Origin of the sequence: Bradyrhizobium sp. SMVTL-02, from assembly GCF_051853005.1 — a bacterium.
Classification (GTDB): Bacteria; Pseudomonadota; Alphaproteobacteria; order Rhizobiales; family Xanthobacteraceae; genus Bradyrhizobium.
In genome coordinates this window covers 3478752-3501053 of the sequence record NZ_CP182469.1, presented here as the reverse complement: position 1 = coordinate 3501053, position 22302 = coordinate 3478752, and the positions used below count along the sequence as shown (strand labels likewise).

At 63.4% G+C, this 22302-nt stretch carries 17 protein-coding genes and 3 pseudogenes; 13 read left to right on the top strand and 7 right to left on the bottom strand.

Translation table 11 applies throughout. From position 1 onward, the window contains the following. Positions 1–28 precede the first annotated feature (28 nt). Positions 29–1987, bottom strand: coding sequence for an ABCB family ABC transporter ATP-binding protein/permease (locus tag ACNJYB_RS16255; RefSeq protein WP_439374859.1), 1959 nt, complete (start codon positions 1985–1987; stop codon positions 29–31). A gap of 201 nt (positions 1988–2188) precedes the next feature. Here ACNJYB_RS16255 and ACNJYB_RS16250 point away from each other — a divergent pair, with 201 nt between their 5' ends. Then, positions 2189–2794, top strand: coding sequence for a TIGR00730 family Rossman fold protein (locus tag ACNJYB_RS16250; RefSeq protein WP_026312401.1), 606 nt, complete (start codon positions 2189–2191; stop codon positions 2792–2794). A gap of 61 nt (positions 2795–2855) precedes the next feature. Here ACNJYB_RS16250 and ACNJYB_RS16245 read toward each other — a convergent pair whose 3' ends face one another. The 4 genes from ACNJYB_RS16245 to cysS form a co-directional block, all read right to left on the bottom strand. Then, positions 2856–3233 carry a VOC family protein gene (locus ACNJYB_RS16245; protein ID WP_439374858.1) on the bottom strand — a complete coding sequence of 126 codons (378 nt, stop codon included), beginning with the start codon at positions 3231–3233 and terminating at the stop codon, positions 2856–2858. A 134-nt stretch (positions 3234–3367) separates the two neighbouring features. Beyond that, a complete protein-coding gene (gene cimA / locus ACNJYB_RS16240; protein ID WP_439374857.1) occupies positions 3368–4966 on the bottom strand; it encodes a citramalate synthase in 1599 nt (532 codons plus the stop codon). Beyond that, entirely contained in the window at positions 4963–5454 is a 492-nt protein-coding gene (locus ACNJYB_RS16235; RefSeq protein WP_439374856.1) for a GNAT family N-acetyltransferase, read from the bottom strand. Before ACNJYB_RS16235 ends, cimA begins: the two co-directional genes overlap by 4 nt. A gap of 115 nt (positions 5455–5569) precedes the next feature. Then, a complete protein-coding gene (gene cysS, locus ACNJYB_RS16230; protein WP_439374855.1) occupies positions 5570–6949 on the bottom strand; it encodes a cysteine--tRNA ligase in 1380 nt (459 codons plus the stop codon). A gap of 444 nt (positions 6950–7393) precedes the next feature. Here cysS and ACNJYB_RS16225 point away from each other — a divergent pair, with 444 nt between their 5' ends. From ACNJYB_RS16225 to ACNJYB_RS16195, 7 genes and pseudogenes are all read left to right on the top strand, one after another. Beyond that, positions 7394–7699, top strand: coding sequence for a hypothetical protein (locus ACNJYB_RS16225; RefSeq protein ID WP_439374854.1), 306 nt, complete (start codon positions 7394–7396; stop codon positions 7697–7699). A 130-nt stretch (positions 7700–7829) separates the two neighbouring features. Beyond that, on the top strand, positions 7830–9038 hold the full coding sequence (locus ACNJYB_RS16220; RefSeq protein ID WP_439374853.1) for a DUF2865 domain-containing protein: 1209 nt from the start codon (positions 7830–7832) through the stop codon (positions 9036–9038). Positions 9039–9266: 228 nt separating this feature from the next. Beyond that, positions 9267–10127, top strand: a complete 861-nt coding sequence (locus ACNJYB_RS16215) for a tyrosine-type recombinase/integrase (RefSeq protein WP_439368084.1) — start codon at positions 9267–9269, stop codon at positions 10125–10127. Positions 10128–10133: 6 nt separating this feature from the next. Beyond that, positions 10134–11315 carry an IS91 family transposase gene (locus ACNJYB_RS16210; protein WP_439375460.1) on the top strand — a complete coding sequence of 394 codons (1182 nt, stop codon included), beginning with the start codon at positions 10134–10136 and terminating at the stop codon, positions 11313–11315. 403 nt (positions 11316–11718) lie between these two features. Further along, positions 11719–12624, top strand: a pseudogene (locus ACNJYB_RS16205) (IS5 family transposase); the annotation flags it as partial. Between the two features lie 23 nt (positions 12625–12647). Further along, a pseudogene (locus ACNJYB_RS16200) lies at positions 12648–13691 on the top strand (IS110 family transposase). A 286-nt stretch (positions 13692–13977) separates the two neighbouring features. Beyond that, a pseudogene (locus ACNJYB_RS16195) lies at positions 13978–14466 on the top strand (IS5/IS1182 family transposase); the annotation flags it as partial. 67 nt (positions 14467–14533) lie between these two features. On the opposite strand, the gene ACNJYB_RS16190 reads toward ACNJYB_RS16195, so the two are convergent. Continuing rightward, entirely contained in the window at positions 14534–15439 is a 906-nt protein-coding gene (locus tag ACNJYB_RS16190; RefSeq protein WP_439374852.1) for a DUF2189 domain-containing protein, read from the bottom strand. Between the two features lie 532 nt (positions 15440–15971). Here ACNJYB_RS16190 and ACNJYB_RS16185 point away from each other — a divergent pair. The 5 genes from ACNJYB_RS16185 (at position 15972) to ACNJYB_RS16165 (ending at position 20502) form a co-directional block, all read left to right on the top strand. Then, positions 15972–16805 (top strand): cytochrome c oxidase subunit II, encoded by an 834-nt coding sequence (locus ACNJYB_RS16185; protein WP_439374851.1) that lies wholly within the window; start codon positions 15972–15974, stop codon positions 16803–16805. A gap of 78 nt (positions 16806–16883) precedes the next feature. Next, a complete protein-coding gene (locus ACNJYB_RS16180) occupies positions 16884–18662 on the top strand; it encodes a cbb3-type cytochrome c oxidase subunit I (RefSeq protein WP_439374850.1) in 1779 nt (592 codons plus the stop codon). After that, positions 18659–19363, top strand: coding sequence for a cytochrome c oxidase subunit 3 (locus ACNJYB_RS16175; RefSeq protein WP_439374849.1), 705 nt, complete (start codon positions 18659–18661; stop codon positions 19361–19363). Before ACNJYB_RS16180 ends, ACNJYB_RS16175 begins: the two co-directional genes overlap by 4 nt. A 14-nt stretch (positions 19364–19377) precedes the next feature. Next, positions 19378–20100, top strand: coding sequence for a heme-copper oxidase subunit III family protein (locus ACNJYB_RS16170; protein WP_439374848.1), 723 nt, complete (start codon positions 19378–19380; stop codon positions 20098–20100). A 9-nt stretch (positions 20101–20109) separates the two neighbouring features. Further along, positions 20110–20502, top strand: a complete 393-nt coding sequence (locus ACNJYB_RS16165; protein ID WP_439374847.1) for a cytochrome C oxidase subunit IV family protein — start codon at positions 20110–20112, stop codon at positions 20500–20502. Positions 20503–20525: 23 nt separating this feature from the next. On the opposite strand, the gene ACNJYB_RS16160 is transcribed toward ACNJYB_RS16165, so the two are convergent. Then, positions 20526–22283 (bottom strand): NAD+ synthase, encoded by a 1758-nt coding sequence (locus tag ACNJYB_RS16160; RefSeq protein WP_439374846.1) that lies wholly within the window; start codon positions 22281–22283, stop codon positions 20526–20528. Positions 22284–22302: the final 19 nt, after the last annotated feature.

Here is a 22302-nt window from a genome sequence, read left to right as displayed (position 1 = left end):
TAGGCCAGAGTTGGGATCGGAGACAAGGTCACTCCGCGGCCGCAGGCGTGGTCAGGACGTCGGCGACCGGCGGCGGCTCCCGGTTGGGCGCCTCGCTGGAATCGGCCATCTTGGCCAGTTTCTCGCGCGCCGCCTCGGCCTCGCGCTGCCTGTTCCACATGCTGGCGTAAAGGCCGCCCTGCGCGAGCAGCCTTGCGTGGGTGCCGCGCTCGGCGATACGGCCCTGGTCCAGCACGATGATCTCGTCGGCACCGACGATGGTCGAGAGCCGGTGCGCGATCACGAGCGAGGTACGGTTTTTGGCGACGCGGTCGAGCGCGCCCTGGATCTCGTGCTCGGTGTGGGTGTCGAGTGCCGAGGTCGCTTCATCAAGCACCAGGATCGGCGGCGCCTTGAGGACGGTGCGCGCGATCGCGACGCGCTGCTTCTCGCCGCCCGACAGTTTCAGGCCGCGCTCGCCGACCTGGGTCTCGTAGCCCTTCGGCGCCATGCGGATGAAATGGTCGATCTGCGCGAGGCGCGCCGCCTCCTCGACCTCGGCGTCGCTGGCGTCCCAGCGGCCGTAGCGGATGTTGTAGCGGATGGTGTCGTTGAACAGCACGGTGTCCTGCGGCACCATGCCGATGGCGCCGCGCAGGCTGGCCTGCGTGACCTCGCGGATGTCCTGGCCGTCGATCAAGATCTTGCCGCCGGAAACATCATAGAGGCGGAACAGGAGCCGCGAGATCGTCGACTTGCCTGCGCCTGAGGGACCCACGATGGCAACGGTCTTGCCGGCGGGCACCTCGAAGCTGATGCCTTTCAGGATCGGCCGCATCGGCTCGTAGGCAAAGCGCACGTCCTCGAACCGCACCCTGCCGGCGGATACCGCCAGCGGCTGCGCGCCGGGCGCGTCCTTGATCTCGGCCTCGCGCCGCAGCACATTGAACATCTTCTCGATATCGATGATCGCCTGCTTGATCTCGCGATAGACCATGCCCATGAAATTCAGGGGCTGGTAGAGCTGGATCATCATGGCGTTGACCAGCACGAAATCGCCGACCGTGTTGGTGCCGTTGCGCACGCCGATCGCGCACATCAGCATGGTCGCGGTCAGTCCCATCGTGAAGATCACGGCCTGGCCGGTATTGAGCACCGCGAGCGAGGTGTAGGTGCGGACGCTCGCCTCCTCGTAACGCTCCACCGACCTGTCGTAGCGCTGCGCCTCGCGCGCCTCGGCGCCGAAATATTTGACGGTCTCGTAGTTGAGCAGCGAGTCGATCGCCTTGGTGTTCGCCTCGGTGTCGGAATCGTTCATCTTGCGGCGGATGCCGATCCGCCACTCGGTCGCGATGTACGTGTAGTACATGTACACCGCGACCGTGATCAGGGTCGCGACCACGTAGCGCCAGTCGAACTGCCAGAGCAGCACGGCCATCAGGAGCGAGACCTCGACGATGGTCGGGATCAGCTGCAGGATCACCATCCGTACGATGACCTCGATGCCCTCGCGGCCGCGCTCGAGCACGCGCGTCAGGCCGCCGGTCTTGCGCTCCAGGTGAAAGCGCAGCGACAGCTCGTGCATGTGGATGAAGGTGATGGTGGCGAGCTTGCGCACCGCGTGCATGGCGACGCGGGCGAAGATGCCGTCGCGCCACTGCGTCAGCACCGCCATCAGGATGCGCATCACGCCGTAGCTCGCGGTCAGCAGCAAGGGCGAGGCGATCACCCAGAGGTGCCAATTGTCGGCCGCGACCGGCGCGGTGTTGGCGCCGGTCAGTGCGTCGGTGGCCCATTTGAAGCTGAACGGCACCGCGAGTGTGATCAGCTTGGCCGCGAGCAGCAGCACCAGCGACCAGACCACCCGCATCTTCAGGTCGAAACGGTCGCCCGGCCAGATATAGGGCCACAGATGCGCCAGCGTGCCCATCAGCGTGGCCCGCTCCAGCGATCCCCCGGCGGGAGGATCAGGAACGTCGGCGCCGTCGAACGATTGGGATTGGTCCATCAAGAAACCTGAAGGCCCGCCGGATGCGGGCGTCGCTGCGATTAACGATTTTCGCTTGTCATATAGAGCCTTCCCGATGCCCGCGCACCCCGCCAGATGGCGAATCTTCGATTGTTTCTCGCCATTTACCGGTAGATTTCCGGGCAGCCCGAATCACCGATTGGGCTTGACGCCTCTTCGCTGCAATGCATCATGGCACCAATGAGCACGATCAAAACCGTCTGCGTCTATTGTGGCTCCGGCCCTGGAACCAATCCCCGCTTCACCGAAGGCGCCAAGGCATTCGGCAAGGCCCTCGCCGAGAACAACATCCGCCTGGTCTACGGCGGCGGCTCGCTCGGCCTGATGGGCTCGGTCGCGACCTCCGTGCTGGATCACGGCGGCACCGTGACCGGCATCATCCCCGAATTCCTGCGGATGCGCGAGAACGCGCTGACGCGCGTGCAGGAGATGATCGTCACCCCCGACATGCACGAGCGCAAGCGGCTGATGTTCGAACGCTCCGACGCCTTCGTGGCGTTGCCCGGCGGCGTCGGCACGCTGGAGGAGCTGGTGGAGCAGCTGACCTGGAAACAGCTCGGCCGTCACGCCAAACCGGTGCTGCTCGCCAATATCGACAATTTCTGGGAGCCGCTGTTCTCGCTGCTGTCGCACATGCGCCAGACCGAGTTCATCCGCGCCGGCCTCTCGGTCGACATCATCAAGGCCGATCGCGTCGAGGAGATATTGCCGAAGCTGAAAGCGGCCGCGGCACAGATCGCCGAGGCGGAAAAGCAGCTCGCCCCGGAAGTCGCGCGCAAGCTGTAAGAGCTTTTTGCTGGCGCATGATCTTTTCGGAAAACCGCCGCACACTTTTCCGGATCATGCGCTACTCCTGCGGAAACGTCACCGCCTCGATCCGGTTACCATCGGGATCGAAGACGAATGCCGCGTAGTAGCGCACGCGGTCGTGCGGACGGATGCCCGGCGCGCCGTCGGACGCGCCGCCGGCGCACAGCGCGGCTGCGTGAAAGGCGTCGATCTCGGCCGTGGTCTTCGCCCGCAGGCAGATGTGCACGCCGCTCTCCGGCCCGACGTGCGGCATGTTTTCGCGCAAATTGATCCAGAACTCCGGATAGGCCTTGCCGAAGCCCACCGTCCGCGGCCGCGTGACGAGACGCGCGAGGCCGAGCGTTGCGAGTGCGGCCTCGTAGAACTTTGCAGCGCGATCGAGATCGCTGACGCCGACGGAGATGTGGTCGATCATGTGCCGTGCTCCCTCCCCTCGTCATTGCCAGCGAAGCGAAGCAATCCAGAGTCTTTCCGCGGAGCCAGTCTGGATTGCTTCGCTTCGCTCGCAATGACGGCGTTTGCGGCGCCACCGTCCCCTACGCCGTCATCCTACGCCGGTGCGCCCGATTTCACGAGCTTGTAGATCACCGAATCCATCAGCGCCTGGAACGAGGCGTCGATGATGTTCGGGGACACGCCGACCGTGGTCCAGCGGTCGCCGTTCTCGTCCTCGCTCTCGATCAGCACGCGCGTGACCGCGCCGGTGCCGCCATTGAGGATACGCACGCGGTAATCGATCAGCGTGAGCCCCTCGATGTATTTCTGGTACTTGCCGAGGTCCTTGCGCAAGGCAACGTCGAGCGCGTTGACCGGGCCGTTGCCTTCCGCGGCCGAGATCAGATGCTCGCCCGCGACGTCGACCTTGACGACGGCCAGCGCCACCGTGACGCGCTCGCCGAGCGCGTTGTAGCGCTGCTCGACATTGACGTCGAACTGCTCGACCTCGAAATAATGCGGCACCTTGCCGAGCGTGCGGCGCGCCAAAAGATCGAACGAGGCGTTGGCGGATTCATAGGCGTAGCCCGCCGCTTCGCGCTCCTTCAATTCCTCGACGAGCCGCGTCAGCTTCGGATCGCTCTTCTCATAGGCAATGCCGGCGCGGTCGAGTTCGGCGATGACATTGGAGCGACCGGCCTGATCGGACACCAGCACCTTGCGATGGTTGCCGACCAGCTCCGGCAACACATGCTCATAGGTCTGCGGATCCTTCAGCACGGCGGAGGCATGGATGCCGGTCTTGGTGACGAAGGCGCTCTCGCCGACGTAAGGAGCATGCCGGTTCGGCACGCGGTTCAGCATGTCGTCGAGCGTGCGCGAGACCTTCACGAGCGTCGTCAGCTTCTCGGACGTGACGCCGATGTCGAAAACGTCGGCAAAGCCCTTCTTCAATTTCAGCGTCGGGATCAGCGAGCAGAGATTCGCATTGCCGCAGCGCTCGCCGAGGCCGTTCAGCGTGCCCTGGATCTGCCGCGCGCCCGCGCGCACCGCGGCGAGCGAATTCGCCACCGCCTGCTCGGTGTCGTTATGGGCGTGGATGCCGACGTGATCGCCGGGGATGTGCTTGGTCACGTCGCTGACGATGGCCTCGACCTCATCAGGCATGGTGCCGCCATTGGTGTCGCACAGCACCACCCAGCGCGCGCCGGCTTCATAGGCGGCCTTGGCGCAGCCAAGCGCGAAGCTCGCGTCCTCCTTGTAGCCGTCGAAAAAATGCTCGCAATCGAGCATGACCTCGCGGCCCGCCGCCTTCGCCGCCGCGACGCTGTCGCGGATCGAGGCGAGGTTCTCCTCGTTGGTCGTCTCCAGCGCGACGCGGACCTGATACGCGGAGGATTTTGCGACGAAGCAGATCGCGTCGGCCTTGGCTTCTAGCAAGCCGGCGACGCCGGGATCGTTGGAGACCGAGCGCCCTGCCCGCCGCGTCATGCCGAAGGCGGTGAAGCGCGCGTGCTTGAGCTTCGGCCTGGAGCCGAAGAACTCGGTGTCGAGCGGATTGGCGCCGGGATAGCCGCCCTCGACATAGTCGATGCCGAGATCGTCGAGCATCGCCGCGATGATCCGCTTGTCGGCCAGCGTGAAATCGACGCCGTTGGTCTGCGCGCCATCGCGCAGCGTGGTATCGAACAGATAGAGACGCTCCTTGCTCATGGCACAGCTCCAAGCGTCTTCTTCATGGTGGTGTTGGCGAGCCACTCGTCATTGATGGTGACGCTGTTGCGCTGCTGCGCGGTGTAGCCGCGCTTGGCGAAGAAGCCTTCCGCAGTGTCGCTGGCATCGACCGTCAGGCTCTTGGCGCCCCGGCCGCCGGCAAGCTTCTCCAGCGCGTCGACCAGCATGGTCGCGATGCCCTGCCCGGCCACGGCCGGATGCACGTAGAGCATGCGGATCTGATCGGTGCCGCGCAGCGAGGCGAAGCCGACGGGCGAGCCCTCGAGCGTCGCGATCAGCGTCAGGTCGGCCGCGAGCTGCTTGCCGAACTCCTCGTCCTCCGCCGCCTCCATCCAGGCCTGCTGCTGCGCCTCGCTGTAGTCGTCGCCGGTCAGCTCCTCGATGCTGGCGGCGAAGATCGCGGCGAGCACCGGCACGTCATCGGGCAGGAAGGGCCTAAGTGCGGGCTTCGGCAAAGTCTGTCCCATCGTCCTCACCACATCCCATAGAGTTTCAGCACGATCGCCACCGCGGCGCCGAGCAGCAGGATCTTCAGCGCGATGTAATAGAGCCAGTGCCGCGGAAAAGGCGTGTCGGGCCGCTTCATCGCGCGACCTCCCAGGTGGTCCCGTCCTTGGAGTCCTTGATCGCAACGCCCATCCCGGCGAGCAGATCGCGGATGCGGTCGGACTCCTTGAAGTCTTTCCGTGCACGCGCGGCCGTTCGTTCCGCGAGCAGGCGTTCGACTTCAGCGGCGTCGACGCCGCTCGCCCGCTGCTTGCGGCTTTCCCATTGCGCGGCACTCTCCGACAGGAAGCCGAGCAGCCGCAACGAGCCCGCCAATGCAGCGGCTTCGCCGCGCAGGCCGTGCAGCGCCGCGATCGCCAGCGGCGTGTTGAGGTCGTCGAGCAGCGGCTCGACCACGGACGCAGCCGGCTCGCCCGGCACCACGTCGGCGGCGACGCGATACCAGTCGTCGAGCGTCCTGGCGCTCTCCTCCACCGACTTCAAGGTCCAGTCGATCGGCGAGCGGTAATGCGTCTTCAGCATGTTCAGCCGCAGCACCTCGCCCGGCCAGTCCTCGAGCAGCTCGTGGATCGTGATGAAGTTGCCGAGGCTCTTCGACATCTTCTCGCTCTCGACCTGCAGGAAGCCGTTGTGCATCCAGTAGTTCGCCATGCGCTCCTGGTGGAACGCGCAGCAGGTCTGCGCCACCTCGTTCTCGTGATGCGGGAACACGAGATCGATGCCGCCGCCGTGGATGTCGAAGTGCTCGCCGAGATGCTTCCAGGCCATGGCCGAGCACTCGATGTGCCAGCCCGGCCGCCCTTCGGCATTGATGCCGGCCGGCGACGGCCATGATGGCTCGCCCGGCTTGGACGGCTTCCACAGCACGAAGTCGGTGTTGCCCTTCTTGTAGGGCGCGACATCGACGCGGGCGCCGGCAACCATCTCGTCCAGCGAGCGATTGGACAGCGCGCCGTAGCGCGGCAGGCCGGCATTGGCCGCGTTCATCGCCTGCGGCGAGAACAGCACGTGGTCCTCGGCGGCATAGGCAAAGCCGCCGGCAATCAGCTTCTCGATGATCTCGCGCATTTCGGCGATATGCTCGGTCGCGCGCGGCTCGACGCTCGGCCGTAAGCACCCGAGCGCATCGACGTCGGCGTGAAACTGCTTCCCGGTCTCCTCGGTGACCTTGCGGATCGCCTCATTCAGCGGCAGGCCGGGAAAGTCGCGCGCAGCGCGGTCGTTGATCTTGTCGTCGACGTCGGTGATGTTGCGGACATATTTGACGTGCGCCTCGCCATAAGCGTGGCGCAGCAGCCGAAACAACACGTCGAACACGATCACCGGCCGCGCATTGCCGATATGGGCGAAGTCGTAGACGGTCGGCCCGCAGACATACATGCGGACGTTCCTTGGATCGAGCGGCACAAACGGCCGCTTCTCCCTCGTCAACGTATCGTAAAGGCGTAATTCCATATGGACACCTGTCGTAGTGCCGAATGCGATTTGAAGTTCCTGCAGCGATAGCAGCAAACTCGACCAGGAACTTCAAATCGCAAGCGGCACAAAAACTTCATTTCTTTGCAGCGGTCCGGTTCTCGCATTCGCAACCCAATTTGCCGCGACGACATGCGAATGCGAGAACCGGGCCGTTGCGCGGCCGGGCGTCCAGTGCTCTCAATGTGTTTGAGAAAAGACGGCTCCAGCCAGCGAATCGCTAGCTCGTAATCTCGCAAATGATGCAAATGGCGAGGAGACCGTTCATGCGGGAACATATGGGCCACGATGGCCCCTGACGTCAAGGGAGCCGCGGAAATGCCGTTTTCCTCCCGCAATCGCGCCGGCCAGCCGCAATGGTTCCACTCCCCTTAACCTTTTGAGTTTATTAAGAGCGGGCGGTCTCCAGCCCCCGGTACTCCCATGCGATTGCTGTTCGTGCTCGTCTCCTGTGCCTCCCTCCTCGCGGCATCCGGCGCATTCGCCGAGACCCGCGTCTTCATCATTGCCAACCAGGCGGACGGCTACGGCGTCGACAAGTGCCTCGCCAGGGGCGACAAATGCGGGGCGCAGGTCGCGCGCACCTACTGCCAGTCACGGAATTTTGCCCAGGCCTCAAGCTATCGCCGGGTCGATCCCGACGAAATTACCGGCTCTGTCCCCAAAACCGGCGCAAACTGCTCCCATGGCCATTGCGACGAATATGTCGCAATCACCTGCCAGCGCTGAATTCCCTCGGAGCTGGCGGACCTTAGGACCAGCCTTCGGCCCCCTGAAACGACGTGACGATGCCGCAGGAAGCGGCTATTGGAGGGCGCGCTTCGGCCCCCAGATCGTGCCGGGCCGTGACCTCGCTAGAATGGCGGATATGCCTGAATTTTTGTCTGTCTCCCGTGCCCGCTCCCTCCTTGCCTGCACCGTGCTCCTCGGCACCGTCGTGCTCGCCAGTGGCGCTTTCGCGCAGGCCGGCCCGCCCGGCCCGCCGACTCAGCCCAGCCAGAACGGGCTCGGCCCCAATCCGATGTGCGCAAGGCTGGAAGGCCAGCTCGTCGCGCTCGACCATGGCGGCGGCGGTGGCGATCCCGCGCGCGAAGAGCAGATCCGCCGCTATCAGGATTCCCAGGCCAAGCAGCAGGCCGAGCTCGACCGCGTCACCATGCAGGCCAAGCGCATGGGCTGCGACTCCTCCGGCTTCTTCTCGCTGTTCAACGGCCAGCAGGCGCAGTGCGGCCCGGTCAACACCCAGATCCAGCAGATGCGCGCCAATCTGGACCAGATCACCGGCAACCTCGAGCGCCTGCGCGGCGGTGCCGGTGGCTTCAGCCCGGAGCGCGACAACCAGCGCCGCTCGGTGCTGATGGCGCTGGCGCAGAACAATTGCGGCCCGCAATATGCCAACGCCGCGCAGTCGCAGGGCGGCGGCAACTTCCTGAGCAACCTCTTCAACGGCGGCAACAACCCGAACAATCCAAACAATCCGCAAGCCGTGCCGCCCTCGGATCTCGGACCGCCATCCGGCACGTATCGCACCGTGTGCGTGCGCACCTGCGACGGCGCGTATTTCCCGATCTCGTTTGCCACCGTGCCGGCGCGCTTCTCCGACGACGAGAAGACCTGCAAGGCGCTGTGCCCGGCCGCGGAAGCCACGCTCTACACCCACCGCAATCCCGGCGAGGACATGAACTCGGCGGTCTCGATCGGCGGCCACCCCTACACTGCGCTGCCGACGGCTTTCAAATTCCGCAGCGAGTTCAACCCGTCCTGCTCCTGCAAGGCGGCCGGACAGACTTGGGCCGATGCGCTGAAATCGGCCGACGACAAGGCGACCATCGAGCAGCAGGGCGACATCATCGTCACCGAAGAGAGCGCCAGGAAGATGCAGCAGCAGCGCCTGAACAAGGGCGCGCCGCAGCCTGCCAGCGCCAAGAAGGGCACAGCGCCTGCGCCGACGACGGCCAATGCACCGGCTGCGACAGCACCAGCGGATACGGCCGCGGCTGCGCCGAGTTCGGAGAACAAGCCGATCCGCTCGGTCGGCCCGACCTTTCTGCCGCAGCAGCAGAAGTAGTCGTCCGTGAAGAGTGGCTAAGCGATTGAGCTAGAATCGCATTTGTCGTTGTGGACTGTTTTGCGTTTGCAGGGGTTTGATGCTTCGGGCGTCGGAACCTTGCAATTTCATTTTCAGGATTGAACGAAGCCGCTGGCGCGGCATGTAGGGAGGCATAGCAAGGATTGCCTCCTGTCTGAGAGGATTGCGGGTTTTCGAAGCCCAACCCTTTAGACAGGAGGTTTTCCGATGGCTGAGATCAGCCCACTTCGCCGCCGCATGATCGAGGACATGACGGTCCGCAATCTGTCACCGGCGACGCAGCAATCCTACCTCAACGCCGTAGCGAAGTTGAGCCGATATTTCGGTCGTTCTCCTGACCGCCTCGACCTGGAGGATATCCGTGCTTTCCAGGTTCATCTGGTTGCGACGGGGATGTCCTGGCCGGCGCTGAACCAGATCGTCTGCGCACTGCGGTTTTTCTACGGTGTGACGCTGGGTCATGACACCGTTCCGGAGCGCATCGCCTATGCGCGTAAACCGCGCAAACTGCCGGTGGTGCTGAGCGCCGACGAGGTCGTGCGCTTCCTGGAAGCAATCCCAAGCCTCAAGAGCCGTACCGCGCTGACCACCGTCTATGCCGCAGGCTTGCGCGTATCGGAAGTGGTCCTCTTGAAGGTTGTCGACATTGATAGCCAGCGGATGTTGATCCGGGTCGAGCACGGCAAGGGCGGCAAGGACCGTTACGTTATGCTCTCGCCGCAGCTTTTGAGGATTCTGCGGACGTATTGGCGGCTCACTCGGCCCAAACGATGGCTATTTCCCGGCCGCGACGACGAGCGTCCGCTCGTCCCTAACGTGCTGCACGCCGCCTGCCGTTCAGCCTGTACGGCGGCCGGCTTGAGCAAGTCGGTGACAGTGCATACGCTGCGGCACACATTCGCGACCCATCTCCTGGAGAACGGGGCCGACGTGCGCATCATCCAGGTGCTGCTCGGCCATGCCAGTCTGCAGAGCACGGCGCGCTATACCCAAGTCGCCACAAAGACCATCAGCAATACGCCAAGTCCGCTTGACCGGCTCCGCCTGGAGGTCGTGCCGCCCGGCTGAGCGGACCTGATGACTCCAGTTCTGGAAGTGGCGGATATCTTCCGCCGCCACGGCGAAGCGTTTCGGCAAGCTCGTGCCGGACATCTGGGTCGCGTCGAGCGGCGCGTCATGGGCGCGATCACGGCATGCCGGACGGCTGTGCTTGGCGGCCACATCGAGCAATGCGACGACTGCGGTGCCACCCGGATCGCCTACAACTCCTGTCGCAATCGGCATTGCCCGAAGTGCCAAGGCTCGGCGCGCGCGCAATGGCTTGCCGAGCGACAATCCGAACTCCTTCCCGTGCCATACTTCCACGTCGTCTTCACCTTGCCGGCGCCGGCCAGAGAGATTGCTTTCCAGAACAAGGCGGTGGTCTATGCCATTCTGTTCCGCTGCGCGGCCGAGACGCTCACCACCATCGCGGCCGACCCCAAGCATCTCGGCGCTCAGCTCGGTCTGACCGCCGTCCTCCATACTTGGGGTCAAACCCTGCAACACCATCCGCATATCCACTGCGTCGTGCCTGGTGGTGGACCTTCACTCGACGGCACACACTGGGTCGCTTGCCGGCCCGGCTTCTTCCTGCCGGTGCGCGTCCTCTCCAGGCTGTTCCGCCGCCTGTTTCTGCAAGAGCTGCAAGCTGCCTTCGCGGCTGGCCAGTTGGGCTTCTTTGGCGATCTCGCCCGTCTCGCCGATCCCGCCGCATTCGCCGAGCGCCTCGCTCAACTTCGATGGACCGACTGGGTCGTCTATGCCAAGCCGCCATTCGGTGGGCCCGAACAGGTGCTGGCTTATCTCGGCCGCTATACGCATCGCGTCGCCATCGCCAACAGTAGGCTGATCTCGCTTGCCGACGGCAAGGTGAGCTTTGCCTGGAAGGACTATCGGCAGAATCGTAAAACCAAAGTGATGACGCTTAAGGCCGATGAGTTCATTCGTCGCTTTCTCCTGCACACCCTGCCGGACAGCTTCCACCGCATCCGCCACTATGGTTTCCTCGCCAATGGCGGACGCAACGATAAAATCGCTTTCTGCCGTCAACTCCTTGCTGTCCGCAACGCTCCGACTGATCAAGAAGCCGGCGCCGATCCCCTCACCAAATGCGAGATCCCCGTCTGCCCGCATTGTGGCGGCACCATGCGGCGCGTCGATATCGTCCCGCGAGCCTGCGCGCGCGACCAGCCGTTTCATTGTGATACGTCATGACCAGCGTCTGTACCATCCACCCCTTCCGTAATCACCTTCTTGGTGGCAACGTCCGAAGTCGCCGTGGCCGCGCTCGTCACCGAACACCCCGCCAATCGTTCGGTAGCGCATCCCAGCGCTGCAAATCGCTCGCTGGATCGCGCCCTTGGCCCGATCAATCGGGCCCCTCACATCCGATGAATGACTCGCGGACGCGCGGCGACCACAGGCGAGCGTTCCCCGCAGCCGCACCCGCTGCACTATTCCCATAGCGCCCACAACTCCGCAGCTTCGTTCAATCCGGCTTCTATGAGGTCGCACGCACCACAGAGCGCGCGGCTCGCGCCTGCCACGCGACCTCACAGAACCCTCAAGATTCCGTCGAATCGCCAACCATGATTCCGTCATCACATCGGAGGTGGCGATGCGACCGAAGAAGCACAGGACGACGGGATCGGGCGATCTGTTCCGGGCCAGGCTGGACCAAATCATCAATATGAAGCACGAGCTGGTTCAGCTCGCCGGCAAGGTCGATTGGGACTGGATCGACGGCGAGATCGCGCCGCTCTATAGCGAGAATGGTCGGCCCGGGATCGCGAGCCGCTTCATGATCGGGCTGTTGCTGCTCAAGCACATTTACGGGCTGTCCGATGAGGGGGTGTGCGAGCGCTGGGTCCACGACCCATATTTCCAGTACTTCACCGGCGAAGAGTTCTTCCAGCACGCATTCCCGCACGAGCGCTCGGACCTGAGCCACTGGCGCAAGCGGCTCGGCGACAAGCTGGAGCTGTTGCTGGCCGAGAGCTTGCGGGTGGCACACGAGGCCGGCGCGTTACGCAGCCAGGACATCAAGCGGGTCACAGTCGATACCACCGTGCAGCCGAAGGCGATCACCTTCCCGACCGATGCCAAGCTCTTGCACGCGGCGATCAAGGGGCTCAACCGTCTGGCGAGGAAGCACGGGGTCAAGCTGCGGCAGTCCTATCTGCGCATTGCCAAAACCGCGACAATGATGGCGGGACGCTACGGCCATGCCAAGCAATTCAAGCGGCATCAGCGGCAGTTGCGCATCCTGCGCAGCCGACTGGGCCGGATCATCCGCGATATCCGCCGCAAGATCGAAGGTCAGGCTGTGCTTGAGAACACGTTCGCCCTCCCGCTCAGCCGGGCCTCGCAGATCCGCTCGCAGCAGCAACGCCAGCGCGGCTTCAAGCTTTATTCCTTCCACGCCCCGGAGGTGGAGTGCATCGGCAAGGGCAAAGCAGCCGCGCCTTACGAGTTAATGGCATGGACCACGCCCGCTCTCAGCGGCAACGTGCAGCCCGGCGGGGGGCAGCAGCAGGAGCGCAAGCCATGTCGAATACGAACCTTGTCACAATCGGCATCGATCTCGGGAAGAACACATTCCACGTCGTCGGTCTCGATGCCACAGGCGCAATTACGCTACGCAAGAAGCGGTCGAGAAATCAGCTTGACCAGTCGCTGGGCAATATTCCGCGTTGTCTGATCGGAATGGAGGCGTGTGCAGGCGCACATCATCTGGGGCGCAGGCTCGAGAAATTAGGCCATCAAGTACGGCTCTTGCCGGCGCAGTACGTCAAACCATACCTCAAGGGTCACAAGAATGACTTTCGGGATGCTGAAGCGATCGCCGAGGCCGCTCAGCGGCCGACAATGCGGTTCGTTCCAGTGAAGTCAGCCGAACAACTTGATTTACAGGCACTACACAGAGTTCGCAGTCGATTGGTGACGCAGAGAACGGCGGTCATCAATCAAATCCGGGGCTTTTTGCTTGAGCGAGGGCTACCAGTGCGGCAGGGAGCGGCAGCACTCCGACTGGCACTTCCTCAGATTCTCTCAGCGCCAAACGACAACTTATCGCCTCGCGTGATCCAGCTCATTCAGGACTTGGCCGAGGACTGGCGCTATCTCGACCGACGGGTCGCGTCAATGACGAAAGAAATCGACGAACTCGCTGATCAAGATCCACACTGTCGCCGCCTAATGAGTGCGCCCGGCGTCGGGCCGATCATCTCAAGCGCGATGGTCGCCGCCATCGGAACCGGTGATGCCTTCCATAAAGGCCGAGACTTTGCAGCATGACTTGGTCTGGTACCAAAGCAAATCTCGACCGGCGATCGAACCATTCTCGGGCGCATATCGAGGCGCGGTAATCGGTACCTGCGAACGCTGTTTATTCAAGGTGCCAGAGCCGTACTTCTGCAGCGTCAGAGTTGGCCTCGGCATGGCTTCGCAGCCTGGTTAGAGGCAGCGTCGAAGCGGCTCCACTCCAATGTCTTGGTTGTTGCCCTGGCCGCAAAACTTGCGCGCATGGCCTGGAGCATGCTCGCAAAGGGCCGTGACTACGACGCCAACCTCCTGGGCCGCACCGCATAAGAAACAGGGCCGGAAAGGAAAATCCAAGGTCGGGATCAGAAGGCACAATAACCCGCCGAGGTTTGCGAGACGGAAAGGACGAATGGAGAAACGGTTCCACCGACACTTCTGAAGCCTGGTTCGACTCCATGGCCCTTCTTGAGGCCGGCGAGTTATTGAGGACAGAAGTGAGCGGATATCCATGATGGCTCGGGGCAACAGCCCCAAATTGAAGCCGGATAGATTGGCGCAAACCGCTTCATCCCTTTGTCGATTCCTCTTGCAACGCGGGCGTGGTCCATAGATCGGCGTCAAAGCCTCCATCGTCACCAACAACCGCCGTTCTCCCGGGGGCCTGTTCGTGCTGCACGCCAGGGCGCTACCCGATAACCCGTACGACGGTCACACCTTGCGGGACGTCATCGACCGCACCGAGACACTCACCGGCTGCGCGATCGAGCGGGCCTATGTCGACAAGGGATACCGCGGCCACGACGCACAAAATCCCCGACGGATCTTCATCTCCGGCCAGAAGCGCGGCGTCTTCGGTGTCATCAAGCGCGAGCTGCGCCGCCGCTCCGCCATCGAACCCATCATCGGACACCTGAAGGCCGATGGTCACCTCGGCCGCTGCTACCTCAAAGGCCGCGCCGGCGATGCGGCTAACGTCATCCTCTCAGCCGTGGGCCACAACTTCCGCCGCATCCTCGCCTGGCTCAGAGAACTCTTGTGCCTCATCCTGCTCCAGCTATGGCGCACGTTCGGCCGTCCCGCCCCGCTCAATTCGCCTTCTTAACGGACGACTAGGTCCTAACCGTCATGCGCTGTGAAGACGGCCGCCAAGCGCGGCCGTTTCGCCGTTGCTACTCGCCCTCGCGGCTCCACGGGAAGAGATTAGCCGGAAAGTCCGCTGCGTAGCGCCTTCCCTTCGGGGGCGGCGGCAGCTCGTCCGGTGGATTCGGATTGGGCTCGACCACCCGCCGATAGAGGTGCCAGGTGGCATGACCGAGCACCGGCAGAACGACGGCGAGACCGACGAAGAGCGGCAGCGAGCCGATCACGAGCAGCGCCGCCACGATGAGGCCCCATCCGGCCATCGCAACCGGATTGGTGCCCACGGCCCGGAGCGACGTGCGGATCGCGTCGATCGCAGTCGCATGCCGATCGAGCATCAACGGAAACGACACGACGCTGACGCACAAGGCCACAACCGCAAACAGGAAGCCGACACCGCAACCGACGAGGATGAGCGACCAGCCTTCCGGTGTGGTCAGCACGCGCGTTGCGAAGTCGGGAATGCTTGCAGCCGCCGCGTGACCGAAGATCGCGACATAAATTGCGTTCGCGACACCGATCCAGGCCCCGAACAGGACCAGCAGGAGCACGCCGAGCTCGACCATGGCACCGAACGACGGTGCGCGCAGCACCTTGAACGCATCCGATGCATCGACCTCCTCGCCACGCTCGCGACGACGGCTGAGTTCGTAGAGACCGATCGCGGCGAAGGGCCCGATCAAGGCAAAGCCGGCGGCCAGCGGAAACAGGAGCGGCAGCACCGAATAGCCGAGAACCATCCTGAACAGGACGAGACCGAGAACGGGATAAATCACGCACACGACGATCGCGTGACTCGGCATCGCCTGGAAATCCTCCCAACCCAGGCGCAGCGCCTCGGTCAGGTCCGAAAAGGTGATCTTGCGTATGGGATAGGAGGCCGCTTCGCCGAAGACGTGCCGCCTGATGATGTCGGGGGAGTACAGAGTGGCCATGAACGGACCCTCCCGTGCTGAAAATCGCGATTTCGATAACACGCGCTCTTCAGCCACGCGTGTCCGCCTGACGAGCAGGAAACGCGATGGTCGGGTACGGCAACCCAGGTTCAGCGAACAGAGCCTGGCCGGACGGAACCCGTCGCGACCTGCCTTGCGAGCTTAGCGCGCGCGGGGCACGGCTGCGCTCACGGTTCGGTGAATTGTGCATCAGCACGGATTTGTGCGTTGCATCACCGAGACCCAACATACGCACTTGGTGCGTTGTCGGCTTGCCGGCGACGGCGACCACGCCACGTCGGGGCACCTACTTTGCTCTATTGACGCCGGATTAGGCCGGTATCATTTTAGACGCAGACGCCCTTGGAGTTTGGTCGCGAGCGCTTTCTCTTGATTTCGCGGCCGGTGGAATGGGCGAGGCAAAAGGCCGGCGATGGCATGACTGCCAACCGAGAAAGGCCAGCCATCGCGACAGACATGAGCTCCGCCCCGGATTCGTATCCATAGCCTTCGATGGCAAGGATGGATCAGGATGGCTGTCGCACTGATACTGCTTCTGGTCGCAATCGGCTCGGTGCTGTTTCACATCTACAGCCCGTGGTGGTGGACGCCGATCGCCACGAACTGGGCCTATATCGACCACACCATCAACATCACGTTCTGGATCACGGGCTTCGTCTTCGTCGCAGTCATTGCCTTCATGGCTTACTGCGTCTTCCGCTTTCACCACAAAGAGGGACGACGGGCTGACTACAATCCGGAAAACAAGAGGCTCGAGTGGTGGCTGACTGTCGGGACCGGCGTCGGTGTCGCGGCCATGCTGGCGCCCGGCCTCGTGGTCTGGCACCAGTTCGTGACGGTGCCTGCGGATGCCACCGAAGTCGAGGTCATGGGCCAGCAATGGCAGTGGAGCTTCCGCCTTCCGGGCAAGGATGGGCAGTTGGGCACATCCGACGTCCGCAACATCGCTTCCGACAACCCGATGGGGCTCAATCGTGACGACGCCCACGCGCAGGACGACGTCGTGATCGAGAACGGAGACCTGCATCTTCAAGTGGGAAAGCCGGTCAAGGTTCTGCTCCGCTCGGTCGATGTCCTGCACGATTTCTACGTGCCCGAATTCCGGGCCAAGATGGACATGGTCCCAGGCATGGTGACCTATTTCTGGATAACGCCGATCCGAACCGGGACGTTCGATGTTCTCTGTGCGGAGCTCTGTGGCGCTGCTCACTATCAGATGCGCGCCAAGGTCATCGTCGACGAAGAGCGTGAATATCACGCCTGGCTGGAGCAACAGAAGACGTTCGCCGAATTGTCGCCTGCAAGAGCCGTCGTGAAGGCGACGTACCAATCCGGCGGCAAGTAGCAAGCTGCCGCCGCGAAGCCGAATCGGGTGCATGAGGCCAACCCCTCACCCCCGATGGAAACGACCGAGGAGGTTTCTATGGTCGATATTCCATATGAAGGGATCGCAGGCGTCCCGCCCGCCGAAGTACCCGACGTCGAGCTCTATCATCCGAGGAGCTGGTGGACACGGTATGTCTTCTCGCAGGATGCCAAGGTGATCGCCATTCAGTATTCGTTGACGGCAACCGCCATCGGGCTGGTGGCCCTGGTGCTGTCCTGGCTGATGCGGCTGCAACTGGGATTCCCCGGCACCTTCTCTTTCATCGATGCCAACCAGTACCTCCAGTTCATCACCATGCACGGCATGATCATGGTGATCTATCTGCTCACCGCATTGTTTCTTGGCGGCTTCGGCAACTACCTGATCCCGCTGATGGTCGGCGCCCGGGACATGGTCTTTCCTTATGTGAACATGCTGAGCTACTGGGTCTACCTGCTCGCGGTCCTGGTGCTGGCCTCGACGTTCTTCGTGCCCGGCGGACCCACCGGCGCTGGCTGGACGCTCTACCCGCCGCAGGCAATCCTCTCCGGAACGCCCGGGCAGGACTGGGGCATCATTCTCATGATGTCGTCCCTGATCCTGTTCATCATCGGCTTCACCATGGGCGGGCTGAATTACGTGGTGACCGTGCTCCAGGCGCGCACCCGCGGCATGACCTTGATGCGCCTGCCCCTGACGGTGTGGGGCATCTTCACGGCGACCGTCATGGCGCTCCTGGCGTTCCCTGCCCTCTTCGTTGCCTCGGTCATGCTGCTGCTCGACCGTCTGCTGGGAACCAGCTTCTTCATGCCGTCGCTCGTCGAGATGGGCACGCTGTCGAAATATGGCGGCGGCAGCCCGCTGCTGTTCCAGCACTTGTTCTGGTTCTTCGGCCATCCCGAGGTCTACATCGTCGCCCTCCCCGCCTTCGGCATCGTCTCCGATCTGATCAGCACCCATGCGCGCAAGAACATCTTCGGCTACCGCATGATGGTCTGGGCGATCGTGGGCATCGGCGCGCTCAGCTTCATCGTCTGGGCGCACCACATGTATGTGAGCGGCATGTTCCCGCAATTCGGGTACTTCTTCGCCACCACGACGCTCATCATCGCCATCCCCACCGCGATCAAGGTCTATAACTGGGTGCTGACCTTGTGGCGCGGCGACATTCACCTCAGGGTGCCGATGCTGTTCGCCCTGGGATTCATCATCACCTTCGTGAACGGCGGGCTCACCGGCCTCTTCCTCGGCAACGTCGTCGTGGACGTGCCTCTCTCGGACACCATGTTCGTGGTCGCGCACTTCCACATGGTGATGGGGGTGGCGCCGATCATGGTCGTGCTCGGCGCGATCTATCATTGGTACCCCAAGGTCACGGGGCGGATGCTGAACGAGGCCCTCGGCAAGTTTCACTTCTGGGTCACCTTCCTCGGCGCCTACCTGATCTTCTTCCCGATGCACTATCTCGGACTGCTCGGGGTTCCGCGCCGGTATTTCGAACTCGGAGATACGACGTTTATCCCGTCCTCGGCCCATTCGCTGAACGCCTTCATCTCCGTGGTGGCCTTGACCGTCGGCTTCAGCCAGATGGTGTTCCTGTTCAATCTCGCCTGGAGCCTGTTCAAAGGTGAGCCCTCGGGCGGCAATCCGTGGCGCGCGACGACGCTGGAGTGGCAGACGCCGGAGACGCCTCCAGGACACGGCAACTGGGGCAAGGAGCTCCCGGTCGTGTACCGCTGGGCCTATGATTACAGTGTGCCCGGCGCCGCGGAGGACTTCATTCCGCAGAACCAGCCGCCACGCGCGACGCAGCTCGTTCAGGGAGCTGCTTCGTGAGCGCCATCATCCTGTTCCTGGCTGTGCTTGCGGTGATCGCCGGATGGTGGCTGTCGCAGCAGCGGCTGATGGCCAAGCCTTGGCTGGAGGAAGGCGCGGTCGGCGACTTCCCCGGCGGTGATGCCATGACCTGGCCGGCAGTGAAGGTCGGACTTGGCGTGTTCCTCGCTGTCGCGAGCACATTATTCGTCCTCTTCATCAGTGCCTACTCGATGCGCATGAGCGTGGTGGACTGGCGGCCCCTGCCGGTCCCGCGGCTGCTGTGGGTCAACACGGGCGTGCTGGTCCTGAGCAGTGTCGCGCTGCAATGGTCGTACGTGGCTGCTCGGCGACACGACCCTGAGAGCGTCATGATCGGTCTGCTCGCTGGCGGAGCATCTGCCGTGATCTTCCTCGCCGGACAGCTCCTGGCCTGGCACCAGCTCGGGGCTGCCGGATATTTCGTGGCATCCAATCCGGCGAATGCCTTCTTTTACCTGCTGACCGCGGTTCACGGGCTGCATCTGACCGGCGGCCTGGTGGCCCTGGGCCGCACCTCAGCCAGGATGTGGCGTGGCGCCGAGATCGCCGAGATGCGATTGAGCGTGGAACTGTGCGCCATCTACTGGCATTTCCTGCTGCTGGTCTGGCTCGTCCTGCTCGGTCTTCTCACCGGCTGGACCGATGATTTCGTCGACATCTGCCGCCGGTTGCTGAGCTAGGGAGGCAACACAAGATGGCTGAGACCGTGCTGACAAATTCTGCCCAATCGAGTGCGCGGCTTGAAGGCTGGCGCGGCATCGCCGCCGACTGGGCGTCGGACCAGCGCGCGTTCAAGAACGTGTCCTGGGGCAAGGCAATGATGTGGATCTTCCTCCTCAGCGACACCTTCATCTTCAGTTGCTTCCTGCTCTCCTACATGACGGCGCGCATGTCGACGACCGAGCCGTGGCCGAACCCCAGCGAGGTCTTCGCCCTCAATATCGGGGGCAAGCACATCCCCCTGATCCTGATCGCCATCATGACCTTCGTGCTGATCAGCAGCAGCGGAACAATGGCGATGGCGGTCAATTTCGGCTACCGCCGCGATCGCGTGAGAACCGCAATCCTGATGCTGGTCACTGCGGCCTTCGGCGCAACCTTCGTCGGAATGCAGGCCTTCGAATGGACCAAGCTGATCATGGAGGGCGTTCGGCCCTGGGGTAATCCATGGGGCGCGGCGCAGTTTGGCTCGAGCTTTTTCATGATCACGGGTTTCCACGGCACTCACGTGACGATCGGCGTGATGTTCCTGATCGCGATCGCGCGAAAAGTCTGGCGGGGAGACTTCGATGTCGAGAGGCGCGGTTTCTTCACGAGCCGCAAGGGGTACTACGAGATCGTCGAGATCACGGGCCTGTACTGGCACTTCGTCGATCTCGTGTGGGTCTTCATCTTTGCATTCTTCTACCTTTGGTGAGGTCGGCGCATGACAAACGCGGCGGTACACATGGAAGGTCAGCTCCACGCTCCGGCGCATGGCGCAGTCGCAACGGGAGCCGTTCATGCCACGGGTCAACAGCACCCGATCAAGCTCTACCTCGTGGTCTGGGGCTGGTTGTTCGTCCTCAGCACGTGCTCCTATCTCGTCGACTACTTCGGCCTGCACGGTTATCTGAGGTGGTCTCTGATCCTGCTGTTCATGATATTGAAGGCCGGCCTGATCGTCGCCGTGTTCATGCACATGGCCTGGGAGCGGCTGGCGTTGGCCTATGCCATCCTGCTGCCGCCGATCGCGGTAATGGTATTCGTGTCGATCATGGTGCTCGAATCCGAATACACGCACTTCCTGCGGGTGCTGTTTTTCGCGACCCCGTCATAGGCCGGCCGTCGCTCAGTGGGACTTCAGCCCTCGAACGCGTCGATCGATGCCTTGCTTCCGCGCGAGACCAGCGTCTCGTCCGGGGCCGGCAGCTTCTCACCCCTGTCGCGAAAGCGATTGGTGATGGGATAGCGGCGGTCGCGGCCGAAATTCCTGGGTGTCACCTTCACGCCGGGCGCGGCCTGGCGGCGCTTGTATTCGGCGACGTTGAGCAGATGGTCGATGCGGGTGACCGTGTCGCGGTCGAAGCCGGCGGCGATGATCGCCTCGACCGGCTCCTCGCGCTCGACCAGACGTTCGAGAATGGCATCGAGCACGTCGTAAGGCGGCAATGAATCCTGATCGGTCTGGTTCTCGCGCAGTTCCGCGGTCGGCGGACGCGTGATGATATCGGGCGGGATCACCTCGCCCGCGGGCCCGAGCGCGCCATCCGGCTTCCAGCCGTTACGAAGGCTCGCCAAGCGAAACACCTGCGTCTTGTAGATGTCCTTGATCGGGTTGAAGCCGCCGTTCATGTCGCCATACAGTGTGGCGTAGCCCACCGACATCTCCGACTTGTTGCCTGTCGTCACCACCATCAGGCCGGTCTTGTTGGAGATTGCCATCAGCAGCGTGCCGCGGGTGCGGGCCTGGAGGTTCTCCTCGGTGATATCTGGCGGCAGGTTCTTGAAGATGCCGGACAGGATCGTCTCGAATCCGGTCACGGCTTCCGCGATCGGCAGCACCTCGTAGCGGATGCCGAGATGGCCGGCGAGCTCGCCGGCATCAGCGATCGAGTGTGCCGCCGTGTAGCGATAAGGCAGCATCACGCCGTGCACCTGGTCGGCGCCGAGCGCATCGACGGCGATCGCGGCGCACAGCGCGGAATCGATGCCGCCGGAGATGCCGAGCAGCACGCCCGGAAAACCGTTCTTGCCGACATAGTCGCGCAGGCCCAGCACGCAGGCGGCGTAATCGGCCTTGTCGCCCTCGACCTGCTCCGCGATCGGCCCCGTGCAGCGCCAGTCATCGCCGTTTCGGGTGAAGCGGAGCGTGGTGATATTCTCCTCGAACGCCGGCAGTTGCGCCGCAAGCGAGAGGTCGCCATTGAGTGCGAAGGACGCGCCGTCGAACACCAATTCGTCCTGGCCGCAAACCTGGTTGAGATAGACCAGCGGCAGGCCGCTCTCGGTGACGCGCGCAACCGCGACCGACAGGCGTACGTCGCTCTTGTCGCGGGCGTAAGGCGAGCCGTTCGGCACCAAAATGATCTCGGCGCCGGTCTCCGCCAGCGTCTCGATCACGTTCTCGTAGTCCTCGGACTCCTCGAGCCAGATGTCCTCGCAGATCGGCACGCCGATGCGAACGCCGCGCACCGTGACCGGGCCGGCCGCAGGTCCCCGCGCAAACAGCCGCTTCTCGTCGAACACGCCGTAATTCGGCAGATTGCACTTGAAGCGAAGTGCAGCGATGCGGCCGTCGTCGAGCAGCGCGCAGGCATTGTAGAGCCTGCCGTCCTCGACCCAGGGCGTGCCGATCAGCATGGCCGGCCCGCCGTCGCCGGTCTCGCGCGCGAGCGCTTCGATCGCGACGCGGCAGGCCGCCTGGAACGCCGGCTTCTCCACCAGATCTTCCGGCGGATAGCCGGCGATGAACAATTCCGGGAACAGCACGAGATCGGCACTGTCCGACTTGGCCTGCGCGCGCGCGGCACGCACCTTCGCGGCATTGCCCTCGATGTCGCCCACGGTCGGATTGAGCTGGGCGAGCGTGACCGCGAATGCGTTGAGACGTTCGGTCATGGCGCCCTTTTCCGCTTCC